Origin of the sequence: Mycolicibacterium houstonense (assembly GCF_900078665.2) — a bacterium.
Lineage (GTDB): Bacteria > Actinomycetota > Actinomycetes > Mycobacteriales > Mycobacteriaceae > Mycobacterium > Mycobacterium houstonense.
This window is the reverse complement of the sequence record NZ_LT546207.1, coordinates 2326024-2343820: the sequence shown is the minus strand read 5'-3', so window position 1 is coordinate 2343820 and position 17797 is coordinate 2326024. Positions and strand designations below refer to the sequence as shown.

The 17797-nt window shown below is 66.7% G+C and carries 16 protein-coding genes, 1 tRNA gene and 3 pseudogenes; 13 read left to right on the top strand and 7 right to left on the bottom strand.

What is annotated here, in order from left to right:
- The first annotated feature begins 9 nt into the window (after positions 1-9).
- From BN4332_RS11705 to rdgB, 3 genes are read left to right on the top strand one after another with little or no spacing between them, the layout of a single operon-like run.
- Positions 10-777 (top strand): cyclic nucleotide-degrading phosphodiesterase, encoded by a 768-nt coding sequence (locus tag BN4332_RS11705; RefSeq protein WP_066898605.1) that lies wholly within the window; start codon positions 10-12, stop codon positions 775-777.
- A gap of 19 nt (positions 778-796) precedes the next feature.
- Positions 797-1576, top strand: coding sequence for a ribonuclease PH (gene rph / locus BN4332_RS11700; protein WP_019344250.1), 780 nt, complete (start codon positions 797-799; stop codon positions 1574-1576).
- Positions 1577-2182 carry an RdgB/HAM1 family non-canonical purine NTP pyrophosphatase gene (gene rdgB, locus BN4332_RS11695; protein WP_066898604.1) on the top strand — a complete coding sequence of 202 codons (606 nt, stop codon included), beginning with the start codon at positions 1577-1579 and terminating at the stop codon, positions 2180-2182. It abuts the gene before it with no gap.
- A gap of 216 nt (positions 2183-2398) precedes the next feature.
- Here the strand turns inward: rdgB and BN4332_RS11690 are convergent, their stop codons facing one another.
- Complete coding sequence (locus BN4332_RS11690) at positions 2399-3622, bottom strand: multidrug effflux MFS transporter (RefSeq protein ID WP_066898603.1); 1224 nt, start codon at positions 3620-3622, stop codon at positions 2399-2401.
- 88 nt (positions 3623-3710) lie between these two features.
- Here BN4332_RS11690 and BN4332_RS11685 point away from each other — a divergent pair, with 88 nt between their 5' ends.
- Entirely contained in the window at positions 3711-4127 is a 417-nt protein-coding gene (locus BN4332_RS11685) for a MarR family winged helix-turn-helix transcriptional regulator (RefSeq protein WP_096867072.1), read from the top strand.
- 15 nt (positions 4128-4142) lie between these two features.
- Here BN4332_RS11685 and BN4332_RS11680 read toward each other — a convergent pair whose 3' ends face one another.
- Positions 4143-4499, bottom strand: a complete 357-nt coding sequence (locus BN4332_RS11680) for a DUF3817 domain-containing protein (RefSeq protein WP_066898601.1) — start codon at positions 4497-4499, stop codon at positions 4143-4145.
- On the bottom strand, positions 4496-4879 hold the full coding sequence (locus BN4332_RS11675; RefSeq protein ID WP_066898600.1) for a hypothetical protein: 384 nt from the start codon (positions 4877-4879) through the stop codon (positions 4496-4498). Before BN4332_RS11675 ends, BN4332_RS11680 begins: the two co-directional genes overlap by 4 nt.
- 241 nt (positions 4880-5120) lie before the next feature.
- Here BN4332_RS11675 and BN4332_RS11670 point away from each other — a divergent pair.
- Positions 5121-5204: transfer RNA gene (locus tag BN4332_RS11670), tRNA-Leu, on the top strand.
- 14 nt (positions 5205-5218) lie between these two features.
- Here BN4332_RS11670 and BN4332_RS11665 read toward each other — a convergent pair.
- Complete coding sequence (locus tag BN4332_RS11665; protein ID WP_084459246.1) at positions 5219-5971, bottom strand: potassium channel family protein; 753 nt, start codon at positions 5969-5971, stop codon at positions 5219-5221.
- Positions 5972-6078: 107 nt separating this feature from the next.
- On the opposite strand from BN4332_RS11665, the gene BN4332_RS11660 reads away from it, so the two are divergent.
- Both BN4332_RS11660 and BN4332_RS11655 read left to right on the top strand, forming a co-directional pair.
- Positions 6079-6447, top strand: coding sequence for a SpoIIAA family protein (locus BN4332_RS11660; protein ID WP_066898599.1), 369 nt, complete (start codon positions 6079-6081; stop codon positions 6445-6447).
- A gap of 144 nt (positions 6448-6591) precedes the next feature.
- Complete coding sequence (locus BN4332_RS11655; RefSeq protein WP_066898598.1) at positions 6592-7620, top strand: hypothetical protein; 1029 nt, start codon at positions 6592-6594, stop codon at positions 7618-7620.
- A 92-nt stretch (positions 7621-7712) separates the two neighbouring features.
- On the opposite strand, the gene BN4332_RS11650 is transcribed toward BN4332_RS11655, so the two are convergent.
- Both BN4332_RS11650 and BN4332_RS11640 read right to left on the bottom strand, forming a co-directional pair.
- On the bottom strand, positions 7713-9410 hold the full coding sequence (locus BN4332_RS11650; RefSeq protein WP_066898597.1) for an AMP-binding protein: 1698 nt from the start codon (positions 9408-9410) through the stop codon (positions 7713-7715).
- A 344-nt stretch (positions 9411-9754) separates the two neighbouring features.
- Positions 9755-11101 (bottom strand): annotated as a pseudogene (locus BN4332_RS11640) (neutral zinc metallopeptidase); the annotation flags it as partial.
- Between the two features lie 226 nt (positions 11102-11327).
- On the opposite strand from BN4332_RS11640, the pseudogene BN4332_RS11635 reads away from it, so the two are divergent.
- The 5 genes and pseudogenes from BN4332_RS11635 to BN4332_RS11615 all read left to right on the top strand — a co-directional run bounded on the left by BN4332_RS11635 (position 11328) and on the right by BN4332_RS11615 (position 16682).
- Positions 11328-12662 (top strand): annotated as a pseudogene (locus BN4332_RS11635) (MFS transporter).
- Positions 12659-13651 (top strand): LacI family DNA-binding transcriptional regulator, encoded by a 993-nt coding sequence (locus BN4332_RS11630; protein ID WP_066898596.1) that lies wholly within the window; start codon positions 12659-12661, stop codon positions 13649-13651. Before BN4332_RS11635 ends, BN4332_RS11630 begins: the two are co-directional and overlap by 4 nt.
- A gap of 102 nt (positions 13652-13753) precedes the next feature.
- Entirely contained in the window at positions 13754-14956 is a 1203-nt protein-coding gene (locus BN4332_RS11625) for a cytochrome P450 (protein ID WP_066898595.1), read from the top strand.
- Positions 14953-15890: pseudogene (locus tag BN4332_RS11620) on the top strand (phosphotransferase). The gene BN4332_RS11625 and the pseudogene BN4332_RS11620 overlap by 4 nt, the downstream one beginning before the upstream one ends.
- 54 nt (positions 15891-15944) lie before the next feature.
- Complete coding sequence (locus BN4332_RS11615; RefSeq protein ID WP_066898594.1) at positions 15945-16682, top strand: SDR family NAD(P)-dependent oxidoreductase; 738 nt, start codon at positions 15945-15947, stop codon at positions 16680-16682.
- 23 nt (positions 16683-16705) lie between these two features.
- Here the strand turns inward: BN4332_RS11615 and BN4332_RS11610 are convergent, their stop codons facing one another.
- Positions 16706-17140 (bottom strand): nitroreductase family deazaflavin-dependent oxidoreductase, encoded by a 435-nt coding sequence (locus BN4332_RS11610; RefSeq protein WP_235654071.1) that lies wholly within the window; start codon positions 17138-17140, stop codon positions 16706-16708.
- A 90-nt stretch (positions 17141-17230) separates the two neighbouring features.
- On the opposite strand from BN4332_RS11610, the gene BN4332_RS11605 reads away from it, so the two are divergent.
- Positions 17231-17797 (top strand): TetR/AcrR family transcriptional regulator (locus BN4332_RS11605; RefSeq protein ID WP_066898592.1); only part of this gene is annotated, 567 nt, incomplete at its 3' end.

The window sequence follows — 17797 nt, the reverse complement described above, 5'->3', positions numbered from 1 at the left end:
CTAGACACTGTGCGATTGACCATCCTGGGATGCTCCGGCAGCGTTGTCGGCCCGGATTCGGCAGCCTCTGGTTATCTGGTCACCGCACCGGACACGGTTCCGATGGTCGTCGATTTCGGCGGCGGCGTACTGGGTGCGCTGCAGCGCTACGCCGACCCGAACACGGTCAACGTGTTGCTGTCGCACCTACATGCCGACCACTGCCTCGATCTGCCCGGCCTGTTCGTGTGGCGCCGGTATCACCCCATTCCGGCCACCGAGCGTGGGCTCATGTACGGGCCGGCCAACACCTGGGCCCGGCTGGGTGCGGCGTCGTCGCCCGAGGGTGGTGAGATCGACGATTTCACCGACATCTTCGAGGTGAAGCAGTGGGTGGACGGCTCCCCGGTGCAGTTGGGCACGCTCAACGTGACCCCGCGCCTGGTGTGTCATCCGACCGAGTCCTACGGCATGCGTTTCACCGATCCCTCCGGCGCGACGCTCGTCTACAGCGGCGACACCGGATACTGCGATGCGCTCGTCGAACTGGCTCGCGGCGCTGACGTCTTCCTGTGCGAGGCGTCGTGGACACACGATCCGTCGCGTCCGCCCAAGCTTCACCTGTCCGGTACCGAGGCCGGCCGGGCCGCCGCCGCGGCCGGGGTCGGCGAACTGCTGCTGACCCACATTCCGCCGTGGACCTCCCGCGAGGATGTGATCAGCGAAGCCAAGGCCGAGTTCGACGGCCCGGTACACGCCGTGGTGTGCGGCGAGACGTTCGACGTCACCCGCGGCTGACTCCGCTAGGGTTGGCCGGGTGTCCAAGCGAGAAGACGGCCGTCTCGATGACGAGCTGCGTCCGGTAACCATCACCCGCGGATTCACGACGCACCCCGCCGGCTCGGTGCTGGTGGAGTTCGGCCAGACCCGCGTCATGTGCACCGCCTCGGTCACCGAAGGGGTGCCGCGCTGGCGTAAGGGTTCGGGGCAGGGCTGGCTGACCGCCGAGTACGCCATGCTGCCCGCCGCCACCCACGATCGCTCCGACCGTGAATCGGTGAAGGGCCGCGTGGGCGGGCGCACCCAGGAGATCAGCAGACTGGTCGGACGCTCGCTGCGGGCGTGCATCGACCTCGGCGCGCTGGGGGAGAACACCATCGCGATCGACTGCGATGTTCTGCAGGCCGACGGCGGCACCCGCACCGCCGCCATCACCGGGGCCTACGTGGCCCTGTCCGATGCCGTCACGTATCTCGCTGCGGCCGGCCGGCTTTCCGATCCGCGACCGCTGTCGTGCGCGATCGCCGCGGTCTCGGTGGGCGTGGTCGACGGACGCGTCCGCGTCGACCTGCCTTATGTCGAGGATTCGCGCGCCGAGGTCGACATGAACGTCGTCGCCACCGACACCGGCACTCTGGTGGAGATCCAGGGCACCGGCGAGGGCGCCACCTTCCCACGCTCCACGCTGGACAAGATGCTCGACGCCGCGCTGGGCGCCTGCGAGCAGCTGTTCGTGATCCAGCGTGAGGCGCTGGAACTGCCGTATCCGGGCGTGCTGCCGGAAGGGCCGGCACCCAAGAAGGCGTTTGGAAGCTGAGTGCCTTCGCTACTTGTCGCCAGCCGTAACCCCAAGAAGCTGGCCGAGCTCCGGCGGGTGCTGGACGCCGCCGGGATAGTCGGCCTGGAGTTGGTGTCGCTGGCCGACGTGCCCGCGTACGACGAGGCACCCGAGACCGGTGCGACGTTCGAGGAGAACGCCCTGGCCAAAGCCACCGACGGCTTTCGGGCCACCGGATTGGCTTGTGTAGCAGACGATTCGGGGATCTCGGTCGCTGCCCTGAACGGGATGCCGGGCGTTCTGTCGGCGCGCTGGTCCGGGCGGCACGGGGACGACGCCGCCAATACCGCCCTGCTGCTGGGCCAGTTGGCCGACGTGCCCGACGAGCGGCGCGGAGCGGCCTTCGTGTCGGCGTGCGCCTTGGTTTCTGCGTCGGGTCACACCGTGGTGCGGGGGGAGTGGCCCGGGACCGTCACCCGTTCGCCCCGGGGCGAGGGCGGGTTCGGGTATGACCCGGTCTTCCTGCCTGAAGGGTTCGATCGCACCGCCGCCGAGCTGACGCCCGCCGAGAAAGACGCCGCATCGCACCGCGGCCGGGCCTTGGCGCTGTTGGTGCCCGCGCTGCGGGAGTTGGCGGCGTCGTAGGGGTCGTCGGCTGTCTCCGGCCGGTGCCGTGTTCGCCGGTGTTTGTCGTGCTGCCCGCGTTGTCACGCTGCCCACGTTGTCGCTGCCCACGTTGTCACGCTAGCGTGGCCGTCGACCTCGAGCGTCACGCTGGCGTGCGCGGAATTGGTTGCGGTCCAGCCATTGTCACGCTGGAGTGGCGTCGGCGCTCCAGCGTCACTCTGGCGTGACAACGCGTCAATCGGCAGACCGCTCGCCCCGGGTCAGCAACAGTGCGGCCGCGCTGATGCCGGCGCTGACCACCATGGCGATGGCCATCGGTAGGGCGGTGTGGTCCCCGCCGAGCCCGACCAGCGGTGACACCGCCGCGGCCAGACCGAACTGCAAGGCGCCCAACACCGCAGATCCGGTGCCGGCCGCATGGCGAACCTTGTCGAGCGCCAACGAGGTTGCGTTGGCCGCCACCAGGCCGAGGCTCGCGACGGCGCCCCACAACAGGACCAGCGACGCCCACAGCACCGGGCCGAGTAGGGCATCCACCAGCAGCAGAACCGAGAAGAAGACCAGTAGACCGATGCCCAGGTGCAGCAGTCGACGCTGGCCGAACCGCCCCACGATCCTGGCGTTGAGGGCGTTCACGATCACGATGCCCGCGGCATTCGCGGCGAATGCGAACGAGTAGTGCAGTGGGGACAGCCCGAGCACATTCTGGAGCACGAACGGGGACGCCGAGATGTAGGCGAACATCACGGTGAAGCCGAAGGCGAAGGCCAGCGTGTAGCCGAGGTAACCGCGGTTGGTGAGCACTGACCGGGCGTCGCGCAGCATCGCGGTCACGCCGCCCGTGTGGCGGTGGTCTTTCGGGTGGGTCTCCGGGAGAACGACGACGACACCGACGAACATGGCGACGGCAAGTCCCGTCAGGATCCAGAAGATGCCACGCCAGCCGATCACGCCCATCAGCGATCCACCGATCAGCGGGGCCAGCACCGGTGCGGCACCGTTGATGATCATCATCAGACTGAAAGCCCGCGCGGCCAGGGGGCCGTGCACGCGATCGGCCACCACGGCGCGGCTCAGCACGACACCTGCGGCGCCGCTGAACCCTTGCACGAAGCGGAACGCCGTCAGCGCCGCGATATTTGGCGCCATCGCGCAGGCGACGCCGGCCAGTACACAGACAACGGTGCCCGCCAGCAGCAGAGGGCGTCTGCCGAATCGGTCCGAGAGCGGTCCGATGATCAACTGGCCGCTGGCCAGGCCCACCATGAACGAGGTCAGCGTGAACTGCACGGCCGAGGCCGACGTGCCGAACTCCTGGGCCATCGCCGGGAAGGCGGGCAGGTACATGTCGATCGACAGTGGCGCGACGGCGGTCAACAGGGCGAGCACCCCGAGCCAGCTCAATGGCAGCGCCGGTGCCTGGGAGGTGTGCTCGGTGGTGGTGGTTCGCGTGCTCATTCAGGCCTTAAGTCATGGATTTATATATAAATATATAGGTAATATAGCCGACATGACGCCCCCTCGAGTGCCCACCCCGGCACGTGATGTGCGCGACATCGCCACCGCCGTGCGGACGCTGGTGTGGTCGCTGCGGCGGTTCGGTGAAAAACAGGTCGGTCTGGAACCGTTGCCGCACTCGGAATTCGAAGTCATCCGCACCGTGAGCGACCATCCGGGGATCAGCGTGTCGGAGACCGCCCATGTCCTCGCGTTGCAGCCCAGCAACGTCAGCACCACCGTGCGGAAACTGGTCGAGCGTGGCTTGATCGACCGCGCGCCCGACGCACGCGACCGCCGCTGCATTCGGTTGCGCCTAACGGCCAAGGCCGCCGAGCACAAGAAGATGATCGACGCGGCGTGGGCCGGTGGCGTGGGCGAGCAGTTGGCGCAGATGACCGACGAGGAGGTGGCGGCATTGATCAAAGCCGCGCCGCTGCTTCAGCGACTGGCTTCGATGGGGTAAGAGCGCAGCCCGGCTTTACAGCTCGAAGCGCTTCTTGATATCGCGGGTGTTGAAGTGCTCGACGATGATGCCCAGCAGCGGGATGGTGCCGGCCAGCAGAACGCCGATCGCCTTGCCGATGGGCCAGCGGATCTTGACCGCGAGGTTGGCGGTGAACATCAGGTAGATGAAGTACACCCAGCCGTGCACCACACCGATCCAGCCCGGGGGATTGTCGACCTGCACGATGTACTTGAGCACCATCTCGTAGCACAGGGCGATCAGCCAGAGGCCGGTTGCCCACGCGAACACCCGGTAGCCCAGCAATGCCTTGCGGATTGTCTCCTTGGGAGTCGAAACCGGCGGCGTGACCTCGGCTTGCGGTTCGGTCATCTATCGGTCCTGTCTTTCTTCTCGGACTGGGCGTCGGACTTGGCCAGCTCGGCAAGGTAGGCGTTGTACTCGGAGAGTTCGTGGTCGCCGGCGTCCGGGGGCGCGGACTTGGGCCGCTCGGGCAGCAGGCCTGCGGGGATCTCAGTGAGCTCATCGCTGGGGCGCTCCGGCGGCGCATCTTCGTAGCGGACGAACTTGTAATACGCGTAGAAGCAGAATCCCGCGAACATCGGCCACTGCAGGGCATAGCCCAGGTTCTGGAAGGTGCCCGAGGCCGATTCGTAGCGGGTCCACTGCCACCACGCCAGCGCCAGGCAGCCGGCGGCGCCGAGAATCACCAGCGCGATGAGCGCTGGTCTCCTACGCCGTGTAGTGGACATTCGTCCATGGTACGGCGCGGTGCTTCGGGCCAGCTCACGGCACTAGATCTTGAGTCCGACGAGCTCGCCGAGCGCGCGGTGGTGGCCTTGCGCTGCACGGCGACGTCGTGCTTGCCGGGCGTGTCCAAGCGACCGCGATCGTCGGCAACGACTCGGTGCCGCCTGCGTCGAATCAGCCCCGGGGCGGACTCCTCGGGCACCTTCGTGTTCGCTGCGATGCGAGCTGTACGATCGGGGCACTGCGGGCGTGGCGGAACTGGCAGACGCCCGGGCTTTAGGTGCCCGTGTTCGAAAGAGCGTGTGGGTTCGAGTCCCACCGCCCGCACTCTATTTGCGCTATCAGTTGTACGGTCCGTGGTCGGTTCCCGAGCCCTCGGCGGCAGGTACCTGCCGCAACTCCTCGCGCAGCGACGCGATCTCGGCGCGCAGTTCGTTGATGTGCGCCGCCGTGGCCGCCGCGGTGGCGGCGTCGTCGACGGTCACGCTCTGCACGATCCAGGACGCGATCGTCGCGGTGATCGAGCCGACCAGGCTGATCCCGCCGATCATCAAGAGCGCGGCGATGACTCGCCCGGTGGTGGTGACCGGGAACATGTCGCCGTAACCGACGGTGGTGATCGTGGTGATCGCCCACCAGACGGCATCGCCGAAATCGGTGATGTGGGCGTCGGGGTGGCCGCGCTCGGCCTGCAGCACGGCCAATGAGGCGACGTAGACCAGCAGGACCGCACCCGAGATCGTGTAGAGGATCACCTTGCCGCGGATGGCGTTGCCGATGGCTTTCTGAAAAACACCGATCAACACGACCAGTCGTAGCAACCGTAACGGTCGCAGCAGCGGCAGTAGCACGATCGCCAGGTCAGCGAGATGACGCACGAACCACTGCCTGCGGTCGGGGGCGAGGTACAGGCGGGCGGCGTAGTCGGCGCTGAATACGGCCCAGGACAACCAGGTGGCCAGGGTGATCGCGTGTGCGCCCAGGCCGCGCGGCTGCACGAGGACTTCGACGGTGTAGGCGGCCAGGAAGACCGCCGCGACCGCGGCAAGTGGCCACTCGGCGCGGTGTTCCCAGCTATCGAGGCGCGTCGTCACGTCACAAAGTGTGCGGCATGGTCGCGGAATTGACTTCGCAACCCTGGCAGTAGATGCGTCTGGCAGAGGCACACTGGTGCCATCGAACAGTAGGCAGGAGGAGAACGATGATCGATGTCCTTCCCGATATGCCCAAGGGCGTGTTCGGGATCCGAGTGTCCGGTCGCGTGCGCGGTGACGACCTGCGCGAATTCCGGCCGACGATGGACGAACTGCTCAGGACCGGTGAGATCCGCATCGTCGAGGTGATCTCACCGGACTACGAAGGCTTCGGGCCCGGCGGGCTGGTCGAGGATCTGAAGCTCGGACTCGGTGTATTGCTGAGCCATCACTCTGTGTTCAAGCGGATCGCTGTCGTTTCCGACCTTGAGTGGGTCGCCCACGCCATGCACGCGTTCGCGTGGATGATCCCCGGCGAACTCAAGGTATTTGGCCTCGGGGATCTCGATGCGGCAAAGGAATGGGCCGCAGCCTGAGCTAATCCGCTGCCGACCTAGCAACGGGCGAGATATATTGCCCGCGAGGGGGTAGCAATCATGAAGTTTCGAGTCATGGGCGTTGTTGGTGTGTTTGCTCTGGTGACGGCCTGCGGCGGTGGCGAATCTGCGGAGCATGGCCCTATGAAGCAAACCTCGGCACCGCCAGAGTCCGCGCCGTCGGCAACGCTCGACCAGCCCGCGCCCGAACACGGGGCCGTAGCGGAGACCGATCCGTTGACGGCGCTGGCCGACGGCGTCTTCATGGTGACGCGTGATGCCAGGGCCACCCCGGCCGAAATCGGCGGTTATCAGTCGCTGATCGCCACCGGAGATTCGCTCAAGACCAGCACGTTCATTTTCGCCGACGGATCATGGCAACCGAAAGATGTGTCGCAGCTTATCTTTTCGCCGAGCAAGGGCGAGTGGGTGGAATCCGATCGCAGCTTCACCGTGTCCGCGGGACCTCAGGGTGGCAGCGGTTGGCCGACCGTCGAATCCGTCGGCGCGTCCGGCACCGGGTTCTACACGCTGTACCGGACCGATCTGAGTGGTGCACCGTTGCCCGACGGCCTGAAACGGGCGATGAGTGAAGGAGCGGTGCTCCCCGAGCCGGTCACCGCCGCCACCTTCAGTGCCGGCGCCGTCGCGTTCGATATGGCGCACACCGCCGTCGACCCGGAGTTCACGCTCGACCGCATTCCGCAGCGCAATGCCGCACCCAAGGTGCGTCCCGTCCAGGCCTGTGGCACACCGTCCGCTGAATGCACCACGGTGGCAACGACACTTGCCGAAGCTACCGGGAACGGCGGTCAGTTCACCAACGCCTCCGGTACCGCCCGCATTCAACTGGGGCCGGACGGCAAGGGCATATTCATCATGAACGTCGGGGCCACCGAGTTGCACAATCCGTTGAAGTACACCGTCACCGACAGCGAAGGTCCGGCCCGGATCACGTTCGAAGCGAGAGATCCGGCTGCCGAACCCGACTTCCGGAAGGCGTTCGGCGCCAATATCGGGGAATTCGCCTTCTACGAATACAACGGCCAGGTCGTGACCGGTGACTGGCAGCCGGCCGGCAAGACCACCCACGACTTCTTCGGGTTCAATCGCGTTGCGGTCAATGACATTCTGACGAAGTGGGCGCCTCCACGCCCAGCGGTCGTCAACTAGCTCCGCGAGCGCAACGCAAACGTCGTGTCGGGTAACGCGAAACGACCATAGCGTCGTACTCGGAACTGCGAAGGCGCAGCGCCAACCAAGCCCTACTTGTTGAACTTGCCGCTCAGATACTCGGCGCGGCAGGCATTTCGGGCCAGTTTGCCGCTGGTCGTGCGGGGGATCACCCCGGCGGCGACCATCCGCACGTCGGCGACCCGGATCTGGTGTTGACGTGACACGGCCGCGCGGATCGCGTCGACGATCGGCCCTGGCTCGGCGCGGCCGGCGCCGNCGTCGATCAGGATCATGTCCTTGATGCGGCCGGTCAGGTACAGCTCGCCGTCGATGTAGACCCCGAGGTCTCCGGTGGCCAGCCAGTAGCCGTTGTCCGGCGCGCCCTCGGCGTGGCTGCCGGTCGTGAGGCGGGTCTGCAGCTTGTTGCCGAACACCCGCTCGCTCTCGTCGGGTCGGCCGAAGTAGCCGCGGCCGACATTGTTGCCGTGCAGCCAGATTTCCCCGACGGTGCAGTCAGGTGCCTCGGTGCCGTCGGGGCTGGCGATCACCGCCCACTGGTTCGGGATCGGTTGACCGCATGACACGTGGGCCACGGCCCCCTCGTCGGTGGGCTCCACGATCACCGCGCGTCCGGCGCTGAGCTGATCACGGTCGAGGTAGACCGCGCTGGCGGCGGCGCTCGGGGCGATGCTGGCCACCGAGAGGGTGGCCTCGGCCATGCCGTAGGACGGCTTGACGGCGGTGGCGGGCAGTCCGTACGGGGCGAACGCCGCGGTGAACTTCTCGACGGCGGCCATGGTCACCGGCTCGGATCCGTTGAGCAGCGTGACCACGTTGGTCAGGTCCAGCGCCTCGCCGGCCGGCGGCAGGCCCCGCTCGGCGGCCAGCTCGAAGGCGAAGTTCGGCGCGGCGGCCAGGGTGCGGCCGTGGGCGGCCTCGACGCCGAGCTGCTTGATCCACCGGTAGGGCCGGCGGACGAAGGCCATCGGATCCATCAACGTGATGTGGCTGCCGCACAGCGCCGGGAACATGATCATGATCAGGCCCATGTCGTGGTACAGCGGCAGCCAGCTGACGCTGCGGATGCCCATGCTCAGATCGCCGGCCAGGATCATCTGCAGCACATTGGTACACACGTTGCGGTGGGTGATCTCCACGCCGGCCGGGGTGCGGGTCGATCCCGACGTGTACTGCAGGTAGGCGATGTCATCGGTGTCGACCGTCGGCGCCTGGAACATCGATGCCAGCGTGTCCGGGACGGCGTCCACCGCGATCAGCCGTGGGCGCTCCGCGGCGGGCAGGGTGCGCAGGAAGTTCCGCACCGACTCCGACGCCGCGCTTGTGGTCAGCACCACGGTGGGCTTGGCGTCGGCCAGCACCGCCGCGAGCCGCTCGGCGTGCCCCGCCAGGCTCGGGGCGAACAGCGGCACCGCGACGTTGCCCGCGTGGATGGCCGCGAAGAACGCGGCGACGTACTCCACACCCTGGGGAGCCAGGATCGCCACCCGGTCTCCGGGCGCGGAAACCTGCTGCAAGCGGGCGCCGACCGCGCACACCTGTGCCCACAGCGCATTCCAGCTGAGCTCGACGGCGCGGCCGTCGGGATCGGTGGAGTAGTCGAGGAATCGGTAGGACGGCTCGTCCCCGAAGGTGAACCGGTTGCGATCGAGGAACGACGTCAGTGTGACGCCGTCGGGTACAACGATGGTGCCGTCGTCGCGAACGTAGTTCTCGATGTTCGACGTCGACGAATCAACAGCACTGGTTGCTAAGGGATCCCGACCCATGCCGTAAGACTAATAGCGCCCCTAATTATGCCTGGCAGCCTGGTCGGGTGGGTGTTCTCACGCGCCGCCGCAATTGTGTCGTGCGTCTCGCTATCGCGGCCCGTCAACTGCATAAGTCCCGTTACTGTCGGTGAACTCCACGACCACCCTACGCAGCGTTCCGTTGATCTCGACCGCGCACGTGAACGTCGCCCCCGTCCGTACGACGGGGTTGTCGCCGTTGTTGCATGCCACCGCCACGACGCGGTTGGCCCCGTAGCCGTGGATGGGGTCAGACAGGATTTCGGCCACGCCGGCCTCGGCCTGCCGGACGTCGAGCTGAGTGCCGGCGACATCGGCGCNCCGGAACGGTAGGCCAGGATGCGGGTGAACCCGGCCGGCAGCACCCTGCCGTTGACATCGCTGGCCGCCAGTCCATTGGTGAGCAGGCCACTGATCGCCTCGTCGGTGTCACCGGCCGACAGCGTGATCGGCTGACCGGGTTCGGCCATCCGGGCCTGCCCCACACCGGTCAGGCAGCCGGTGCGCATGGCGGCCACGGGGGTGTCCAGTGTGAGGCCTTTCTCGTGTTGGATGGCCAGCGCGTAGCGGGACGTCAACACCGAGATCGCCGAGTTGTCGCCCTGCAGCAGCTCCTGCTCGTCGTTTTCGTTCCTGGCTTCGCCCAACGCTTTCATCCCGTCCAGATCGACCACGATGGTGTTGGTCGCCGGGCAGTAGGACGCCGGAGGCGACGGTCCGGCGTCCGGGCAGCCGCTGGGTTCGGTGCTCAGGGTCGGTGGATTGCTGGGCGCGTACACATGCTGTAGCGATTGCATGGTCTGGTCCAGCAGGTCGGCGGTGATGGTGCTGTTGCCGGTCTGGTCGACGCCGAAGAAATCGAGGAACTTGGGGAGGTCCCCGCGGCGCTTCTTGATCTCGTCGGAGTCCATCGCCGCGCATTGGTCGATGTTGCCGCTGAAGCCGATCTGGAACGCGCTGACCCGGTCCAGGGCCGAGCCGTGTTCGTTGCCGGTGAGGGCCGCGTCGATTCGGGTCATCAGCGGATCGCGGATGTAGATCAGGCCGGCCAGAACGTGATTGAGCCCGTCGCCGGTGCTCAACTCGAAGCGGGGCGATTCGCCCGCGGCCACCCAGCGCAGGTAGACGCCGGCAAGGCAATCGGCCTGCTGTTCGGCCACCAGCACGGGAGTGCTCTCGTTGATCAGCCGGGCCTGCTGCTGGACGGCGTGGCCGTACTCGTGGGCCATGACGCCGACGACACCCATCTGTCCGAAGTACTGTGCCGCGACGGGTATCGCCACGCCGCGGTCCCACGCCATCACGTCACTGGTCAAGCAGTAGAAGGCATTGGTCAGCCCGGCCGTGTTCTCACCGCACAGGTCGAGCCCGGGGGATGCATCGGAGTTGAACGACACCAGACGCGAGACGGGGGTGAACGTTCCGGGCAGGGAGCCGCCGGTGTAGTGGTCGGACCAGAAATCCTCGATGTCGTCGACGGCCAGCAGAACCAGGTCGTCGATCTGACCGCCGTCGGTGTTCTCGGCCTGCCGGGTCGGCGCGGGTGCGCCGGGCCGGATTCCGCTGTGGCCGTCGGTCACCGGCAGCCCGCCCACGCGGTCGGGCAGGAACAGCATCGACGTCGCCCGGCCCCCGACGACCGTGGCATCCGCGCACCCGGCCAACACCATCGCGCAACAGGCCAGACCGAGCCACCAGCGAAGCCTCGCCACTTGAGCCGCCTTTCGTGCGATTCACCCCAGCCAGTTCTACCTGCTCCCGGCGACGTTCGGCACGGCACGCCGTTCAACTGGGTGCCACCGGCGGCGCCATCTGGGTGTTCGAGGAAATTGGCTTACGCGCATAACCAAACGGATAAACTCGCCTCTCGCGATCCGAGAGGCGAGTTTTCTGTTGATGGCAACCAAGCGAGACACCCGAGTGAATTCCCCGGTGCGCAAGGCTGTCACCGGCGCGTCCATCGGCAACGCGGTGGAGTGGTTCGACTTCGCCATCTACGGCTTCCTGGCGACCTACATCGCGGCCAACTTCTTCCCGGCCGGAAACGAAACCGCGGCCCTGCTCAACACTTTCGCCATTTTCGCCGCGGCGTTCTTCATGCGGCCGCTCGGCGGATTCGTGTTCGGTCCGCTGGGCGACAGGTTGGGCCGTCAGCGAGTGCTCGCCGTGGTGATCCTGCTGATGTCGGCGGCCACCCTCGGCATCGGCCTGCTTCCCACCTAGGCCACGATCGGGGTGGCCGCACCGCTGCTTCTGCTCCTACTGCGCTGCCTCCAGGGTTTCTCGGCGGGTGGTGAATACGGCGGCGGCGCCGTCTATCTGGCTGAATACGCAGGTACCCGATGGCGTGGGCTCACCGTCACCTTCATCGCCTGGTCGGGAGTGCTGGGCTTCCTGCTGGGGTCGGTCACCGTCACCCTCCTGCAGGCCCTGCTGCCACCGGAGGCGATGGAGAGCTACGGCTGGCGCATCCCGTTCCTGGTGGCCGCCCCGCTCGGACTCGTCGGCCTCTACATCCGGTTGCGGCTCGACGACACTCCCGAATTCGCCGAGCTCGACAAGGCCGACCGGGTCGCCGACTCGCCGTTGCGCGAAGCGGTGGGCACGGCGCGGCGGGCCATCCTGCAGGTCATCGGTCTGTTCATCGTGTTCAACGTCGGTTACTACGTCGTCTTCACGTTCCTGCCGACGTACTTCATCAAGGCGCTGCATTTCAGCAAGACCCAGGCGTTCGTCTCGATCACGCTGGCCAGCCTGGTTGCCCTGATCCTGATCCTGCCGCTGGCCGCACTGTCGGACCGCATCGGACGCAAGTCGCTGCTGCTGGCCGGGTCGGCGGGTTTCGTCGTGTGCGCGTATCCGCTTTTCCTGCTGATGAATTCGGGATCGGTGGCCGCGGCGACCATCGGCCACTGCCTGCTGGCCGCGATCGAATCGGTCTACGTGGCGACCGCGGTGACCGCCGGCGTCGAGCTGTTCACCACCCGGGTGCGCTACAGCGGCTTCTCGATCGGCTACAACATCGCGGTGGCGTTGTTCGGCGGCACCACGCCGTATGTGGTCACCTGGCTCACCACCGCCACATATAACAATCTGGCGCCGGCGCTGTATCTCGTTGCCGCAGGCGTCGTCTCGGTACTCACCGTGCTGACCTTGCGGGAGAGTGCCGGACGGCCGCTGCGTGGCATAGCCGACCCCACCGATCAGCAACGTGTCACGATGTCACCGTGAGCAGCACCAAACCGACGGCCCGCCCCACGAAAGCCGACGTAGCCAGGCTGGCCAACGTCTCCACGGCTACCGTCAGCTACGTCCTCAACAATGTTCAAGGGCAACGTATCTCGGAACAGACGCAGGCGGCGGTGCGCAAAGCGGCGGCCGACCTCGGCTACCGGCCCAACCTGGCGGCCCGCAACCTCGCGGTCGGCGGCAGCGGTGTGGTGCTCTACATCGTCGGCCGGCTCTCGCTGGGAAACCTGCCCATCGAGGTCGGCAGTCGGCTCACCACGGCGCTTGCGCGGCACGGCGTCGTACTGTCCCTGCAGTTCGAAACCGACGACGACCGCAACGTCGTCGACGCGATCGCAGACCTGAATCCGATGGCGGTCACCAGCACGTTCCCGCTGACCGGTATTGCGCTGGCGGCGGCGAACTCGGCCGGCATCCCGCAGATTCATCTGGGCAGCTCGCAGTTGCATGCGATCGGCTCGCTCGACGCGAGTATCGGCGAGATGCGGGTGGATCACCTCGCGGGGCGCGGCCACAGCCGGCTGGCGTTCGCCTACACGACCGAGGAAGAACTCCGTCCGCTCGGCGACTATTGGTTGGTGGGGCTGCGGGCCGCGGCCGAACGGCGTGGGCTCCCCGAGATCGCGGTGGCCAGTTTCGCGGCCGACGGGTCCAACGCCGCCGGGATCGTCGGGCGCTCGGCGGCCGACGGGGTGACGGCGATCTGCGCGCAGAGCGACGAGACCGCATTCGTGGTGCTGCACGGGCTGCGAGAGGCGGGGCTGAGGTGCCCGGGAGACATGGCGGTGATGGGTGTCAACGCGATCGACCTGGGTGCCGTGAGTGCGCCGCCGCTGACCTCGGTGGCGTTCGACGCCAAGGCGATCGTCGACGTCGCGGTGGCCGCGATGATGTCGGAACTCGGGTATCCGGCCGAGGCCGAGCCGAGCAGCGCCGAGGTGGCCAGGCTGATCCAGCGCGCGTCCACCTGACCATCGGCTTTGCCGATGCTCCGGTGTTTGTCGGCGATCTACTTACGCGCATAACCAACGCTGTGTAAACTCCGCTCTCGGACACAGAGAGGTGGATTTCCGGTGACAGCCAGCGCGACTCAGAAGGTGTACTTCGACCCCTACGACGTCGAGATCAACGCCAACCCCTATCCGACGTTCGCCCGGCTGCGCGAGGAATCGCCGCTGTACTACAACGAGCAGCACGACTTCTACGCGTTGAGTCGGTTCGCCGACGTCAACAAGGGCCTGGTCGACCACGAGACGTTCAGCTCGGCCCGCGGCGCGATCATCGAACTGATCAAGGCCAACATCGACATCCCCTCCGGAGCCCTGATCTTCGAGGATCCGCCGATCCACACCGTGCACCGCAAGTTGCTGGCCCGGATGTTCACCCCGCGCAAGATCAATGCGCTCGAGCCCAAGATCCGGGAGTTCTGCGCGCAGTCGCTGGACCCACTGGTCGGCGCCGGAAAGATCGACTTCATCAAGGATTTCGGCGCGATCATGCCGATGCGGGTGATCAGTGCCCTGCTGGGCATCCCCGAGGACGACCAGGAGATGATCCGCGACCACGGCAACGACCAGTTGCGCACCGAGGCGGGCAAGCCGATGAAGGCGGCGCAGGAGGGTCTGGTCGACGGCTCGATCTTCGAGACCTACATCGACTGGCGCAAGAACAATCCGTCCGACGACATCATGACCGATCTACTCAACGTGGAGTTCACCGATGAGCACGGCGTCACTCGCAAGCTCACCCGCGAGGAGCTGCTCATCTACATCAACGTGGTCGCGGGAGCGGGCAACGAGACCACGACACGGTTGATCGGTTGGGCGGCAAAGGTGCTCGCCGAGCATCCGGATCAGCGGCGCCAGTTGGTGCAGAACCCCGGCCTCATCCCGCAAGCGATCGAGGAGCTCCTGCGGTTCGAACCGCCGGCGCCGCATGTGGCCCGCTACGTCACCCGCGACGTCGAGTTCCACGGCCGGACCGTTCCCGAAGGCAGCGTGATGATGATGCTGATCGGCGCGGCGGTGCGCGACAGCCGCCAGTTCCCGCCCGACGGTGAGGTTTTCGACATCCACCGCGAACAGCGCCAGCACCTGGCGTTCAGCGTGGGCACCCACTACTGCCTGGGTTCGGCGTTGGCTCGGCTGGAGGGCCGGATCGCGTTGGAGGAGATGCTCAAGCGGTTCCCGGAGTGGGACGTCGATCTCGACAACGCCGAGTTGTCGCCGACCTCGACGGTGCGCGGCTGGGATTCGATGCCGGCCTTCATTCGATGACCGCCGTGCTGACCGTCCCTGAGGATTGGACGCAGATCACGCCCGAGTGGATGACGGTGGCGCTGGCGGATCACCACCCCGAGGCGGTGGTGGACCGCGTTACCGTCGACATGCGCGACGACGGCACCAATCGGCGTGCACGGCTGTCGGTTACCTACTCCTCGGGGTCGGGGCCCGCCACGGTGTTCGCCAAGGCCGTCGATCCCGGCCACAAGGAGATGATCAGGTACACCAGCGGTCTGCTGCACGAGCCGCGGTTGTTCAACTCGAAAGTCGAACTGCCGCTGGAACATCCATTGGTGTACGCGGCGCCGATCGATGAGGGCGACGAAGACTTCGTCTTGGTCATGGAAGACCTCACGGCCCGCTCGGCTGACCCGCGGGATGCCACCCGGCCGCTGACCGTGGAACAGGCCGCGCACGGGGTGCGTGGGCTGGCCCNTCGGTTCATGCACTGACCATCGACCGTCTGGTGGAAGGGATCTGGAAACCCTTCATTCAGACCCTCACCTCGTCGGGCTCCTCGCAGACGCTGCTGCATGGTGATCCGCACATCGGCAACACCTACGTGCTGCGTGACGGCGACGTCGGTTTCCTGGATTGGCAAGTGGCCCGGCGCGGCAACTTCTCGCTGGATCTGGGCTATTTCCTGCAGGGCGCGCTGACCACCGAGGACCGTCGAGTGGCCGAGCGTGAGTTGCTCGAGGAATACCGGGACGCGCTCGGGTTGCCGGCCGACGAGCTTCCGTCGCCCGACGAGATCTGGCTGCGTTACCGGGCGTCGGTGGCGCATGGTCTGATGACCTGGCTCGCGACCGTCAGCGCGGGGGAGTTGTGGCAGCGCCCCGACATCGCGCTGGCCCTGGCGCAGCGGTATTCGGCGGCGTACGAAGACCTGCAGACCGCACAGGCGCTGGCTGATCTCGTCGATTAGCCGATATAACCAAAATCGCCCCCGCGTGGCGGTGCGGCACCTACCCTGTCCGGCATGACAGGTGTGGTGGTGACGGGTGCAGCATCGGGGATCGGCCGGGCCAGCGCGGAGGCGCTCATCGCGGACGGCCGACGGGTTGCGTTGTGGGACATCGCGCCTGAGGTGAAGGCGGTGGCCGAGGGGCTGGGTATGCCCTCGACGGTGATCGATGTGTGCGACACCGGGGCATTGGCGGCAGCGGTTGAGGTTACGGCGCAGGCGCTCGACGGCATCGACGGCCTGGTGCACGCCGCGGGCCGGGTGATCGCCGAACCGGTCGGCGCCTACACCGAGGAATCCTGGGATGCGGTGCTCGACGTGAACCTGCGTGCGCAGGCGTTGTTGGTGCAGCTGCTGCTACCGCACCTGGAGAAGTCGGCCCGCGACGGTGGGTCGCCCGCGGTGGTGGGCATCTCCAGTATCGAGGGCCTGGCAGCCAACCCCTTCATCCCGGCCTACTGCGCCTCGAAGGCCGGACTGCTCGGCATGACGCGGTCGATGGCTGCGCAGTTGGGGCCGTTGGGTATTCGCGTCAACGCGGTGTGCCCGGGCTTCATCCACACCCCGATGCTGCAGATCGCCTTGGACGTCGATGAGATCCGCGCGGGTTTCGAGCAGGCCGCGCCGTTGGGTCGGCTCGGTCAGCCCGGCGAGGTGGGGGCGGCCGTGTCGTTCCTGATGTCAGCCAAGGCGTCGTTCATCACGGGCACGCAATTGGTGGTGGACGGGGGAGTGACCAGCCGCCACGCGTGAGGCGGCTCCGGCTGCGCCGCGACCTACGCGGGATCCATCCGGAAGATCGGCATCCGCCCCAGGAGCGCCTCGAACTCGTCGGGGTCACCGTCGGTCACGAGTCCGCCCTGGCGAAGAAAGCCGACCCAACCGGGAATCAGGCTGGGCAGTAGACGAAGTAGTGGTCTGGCGTCTTCGTCGGAAAGCTCGACCACCCGTACCTGCTCGACCCGGCGCCCCCGGCTCAGCGTCGCGGCCTGGTCGGCCCGCACGTTTGCGATCCACGCCGCCTCCGGTGCGGCTGCGACATATTGCTTGCCGTCGACAAACATCGGTGTGACCGGTGTCGCGCGGGGTTGCCCGGATTTGCGTCCGGTGACCGTGAGGATCACGGGTCCCTTTGGGCCGAAGCGGAATCCGAGCCGGGACAGCGCGACGATCGCCTTGTTGCCGGGCTTGATGTACCAGGGCAGCTTCACGATTGCTCCAAGTTGAGGGTTTGGCTCAAGTTACACAAGCCAGCCTAGCGCTATATTGAGGGTGCGTGTCAACTTAGTTCTGGAGGTGCGATGCCGGCACAACGCGCGTTACGCGCCGATGCGCGCCGCAATCGCGAGAAACTGCTCGAAGCCGCGCGAATCGAGTTTCAGGAGCGCGGGCTCGGCGCTCCGCTGGAGGCCATCGCGGTGCGCGCCGAGGTCAGCATCGGGACGCTCTACAACCGATTCGCGACTCGCGAGGAACTCATCGACGCAACGTTGCCTGCCTTGCTGGCGCAGACATTCGAGGACCTGTCCGAACGCGCGCTGTCCGCTGACTCGGCGTGGGATCGCTTCGCCACCTTCGTATTCGGATTGTGTGATCTGCAGGCCGGCGATCATGCCTTCAGCGATGCCATGTGCACCACGCAGTACGCCTCGCCGGCGATCGAGCAGATCTGCCAGGCCAGCCTGGAACTCGGCTCGCGATTGATCACCGAAGCTCAGGCCGACGGTTCGCTGCGCGCCGACATCACCGTCGATGATCTGTTCACCGCACTTTGGCTCAACGCCTGCCTGGCCGACCATGGCGGCCCGGACGCCGCTGCCGTCGCCCGCCGCCAGATTGCCCTGCTGCTGGACGGTCTACGCGCCGCC

Bases quoted from the DNA above. Each gene is read 5' to 3' on its own strand.
- BN4332_RS11690 (WP_066898603.1), bottom strand. From the start codon at position 3,622: ATGAGCACGCGAACCACCACCACCGAGCACACCTCCCAGGCACCGGCG.
- BN4332_RS11680 (WP_066898601.1), bottom strand. From the start codon at position 4,499: ATGACCGAACCGCAAGCCGAGGTCACGCCGCCGGTTTCGACTCCCAAG.
- BN4332_RS11615 (WP_066898594.1), top strand. From the start codon at position 15,945: ATGACAGGTGTGGTGGTGACGGGTGCAGCATCGGGGATCGGCCGGGCC.
- BN4332_RS11675 (WP_066898600.1), bottom strand. From the start codon at position 4,879: ATGTCCACTACACGGCGTAGGAGACCAGCGCTCATCGCGCTGGTGATT.
- BN4332_RS11660 (WP_066898599.1), top strand. From the start codon at position 6,079: ATGATCGATGTCCTTCCCGATATGCCCAAGGGCGTGTTCGGGATCCGA.
- BN4332_RS11655 (WP_066898598.1), top strand. From the start codon at position 6,592: ATGAAGCAAACCTCGGCACCGCCAGAGTCCGCGCCGTCGGCAACGCTC.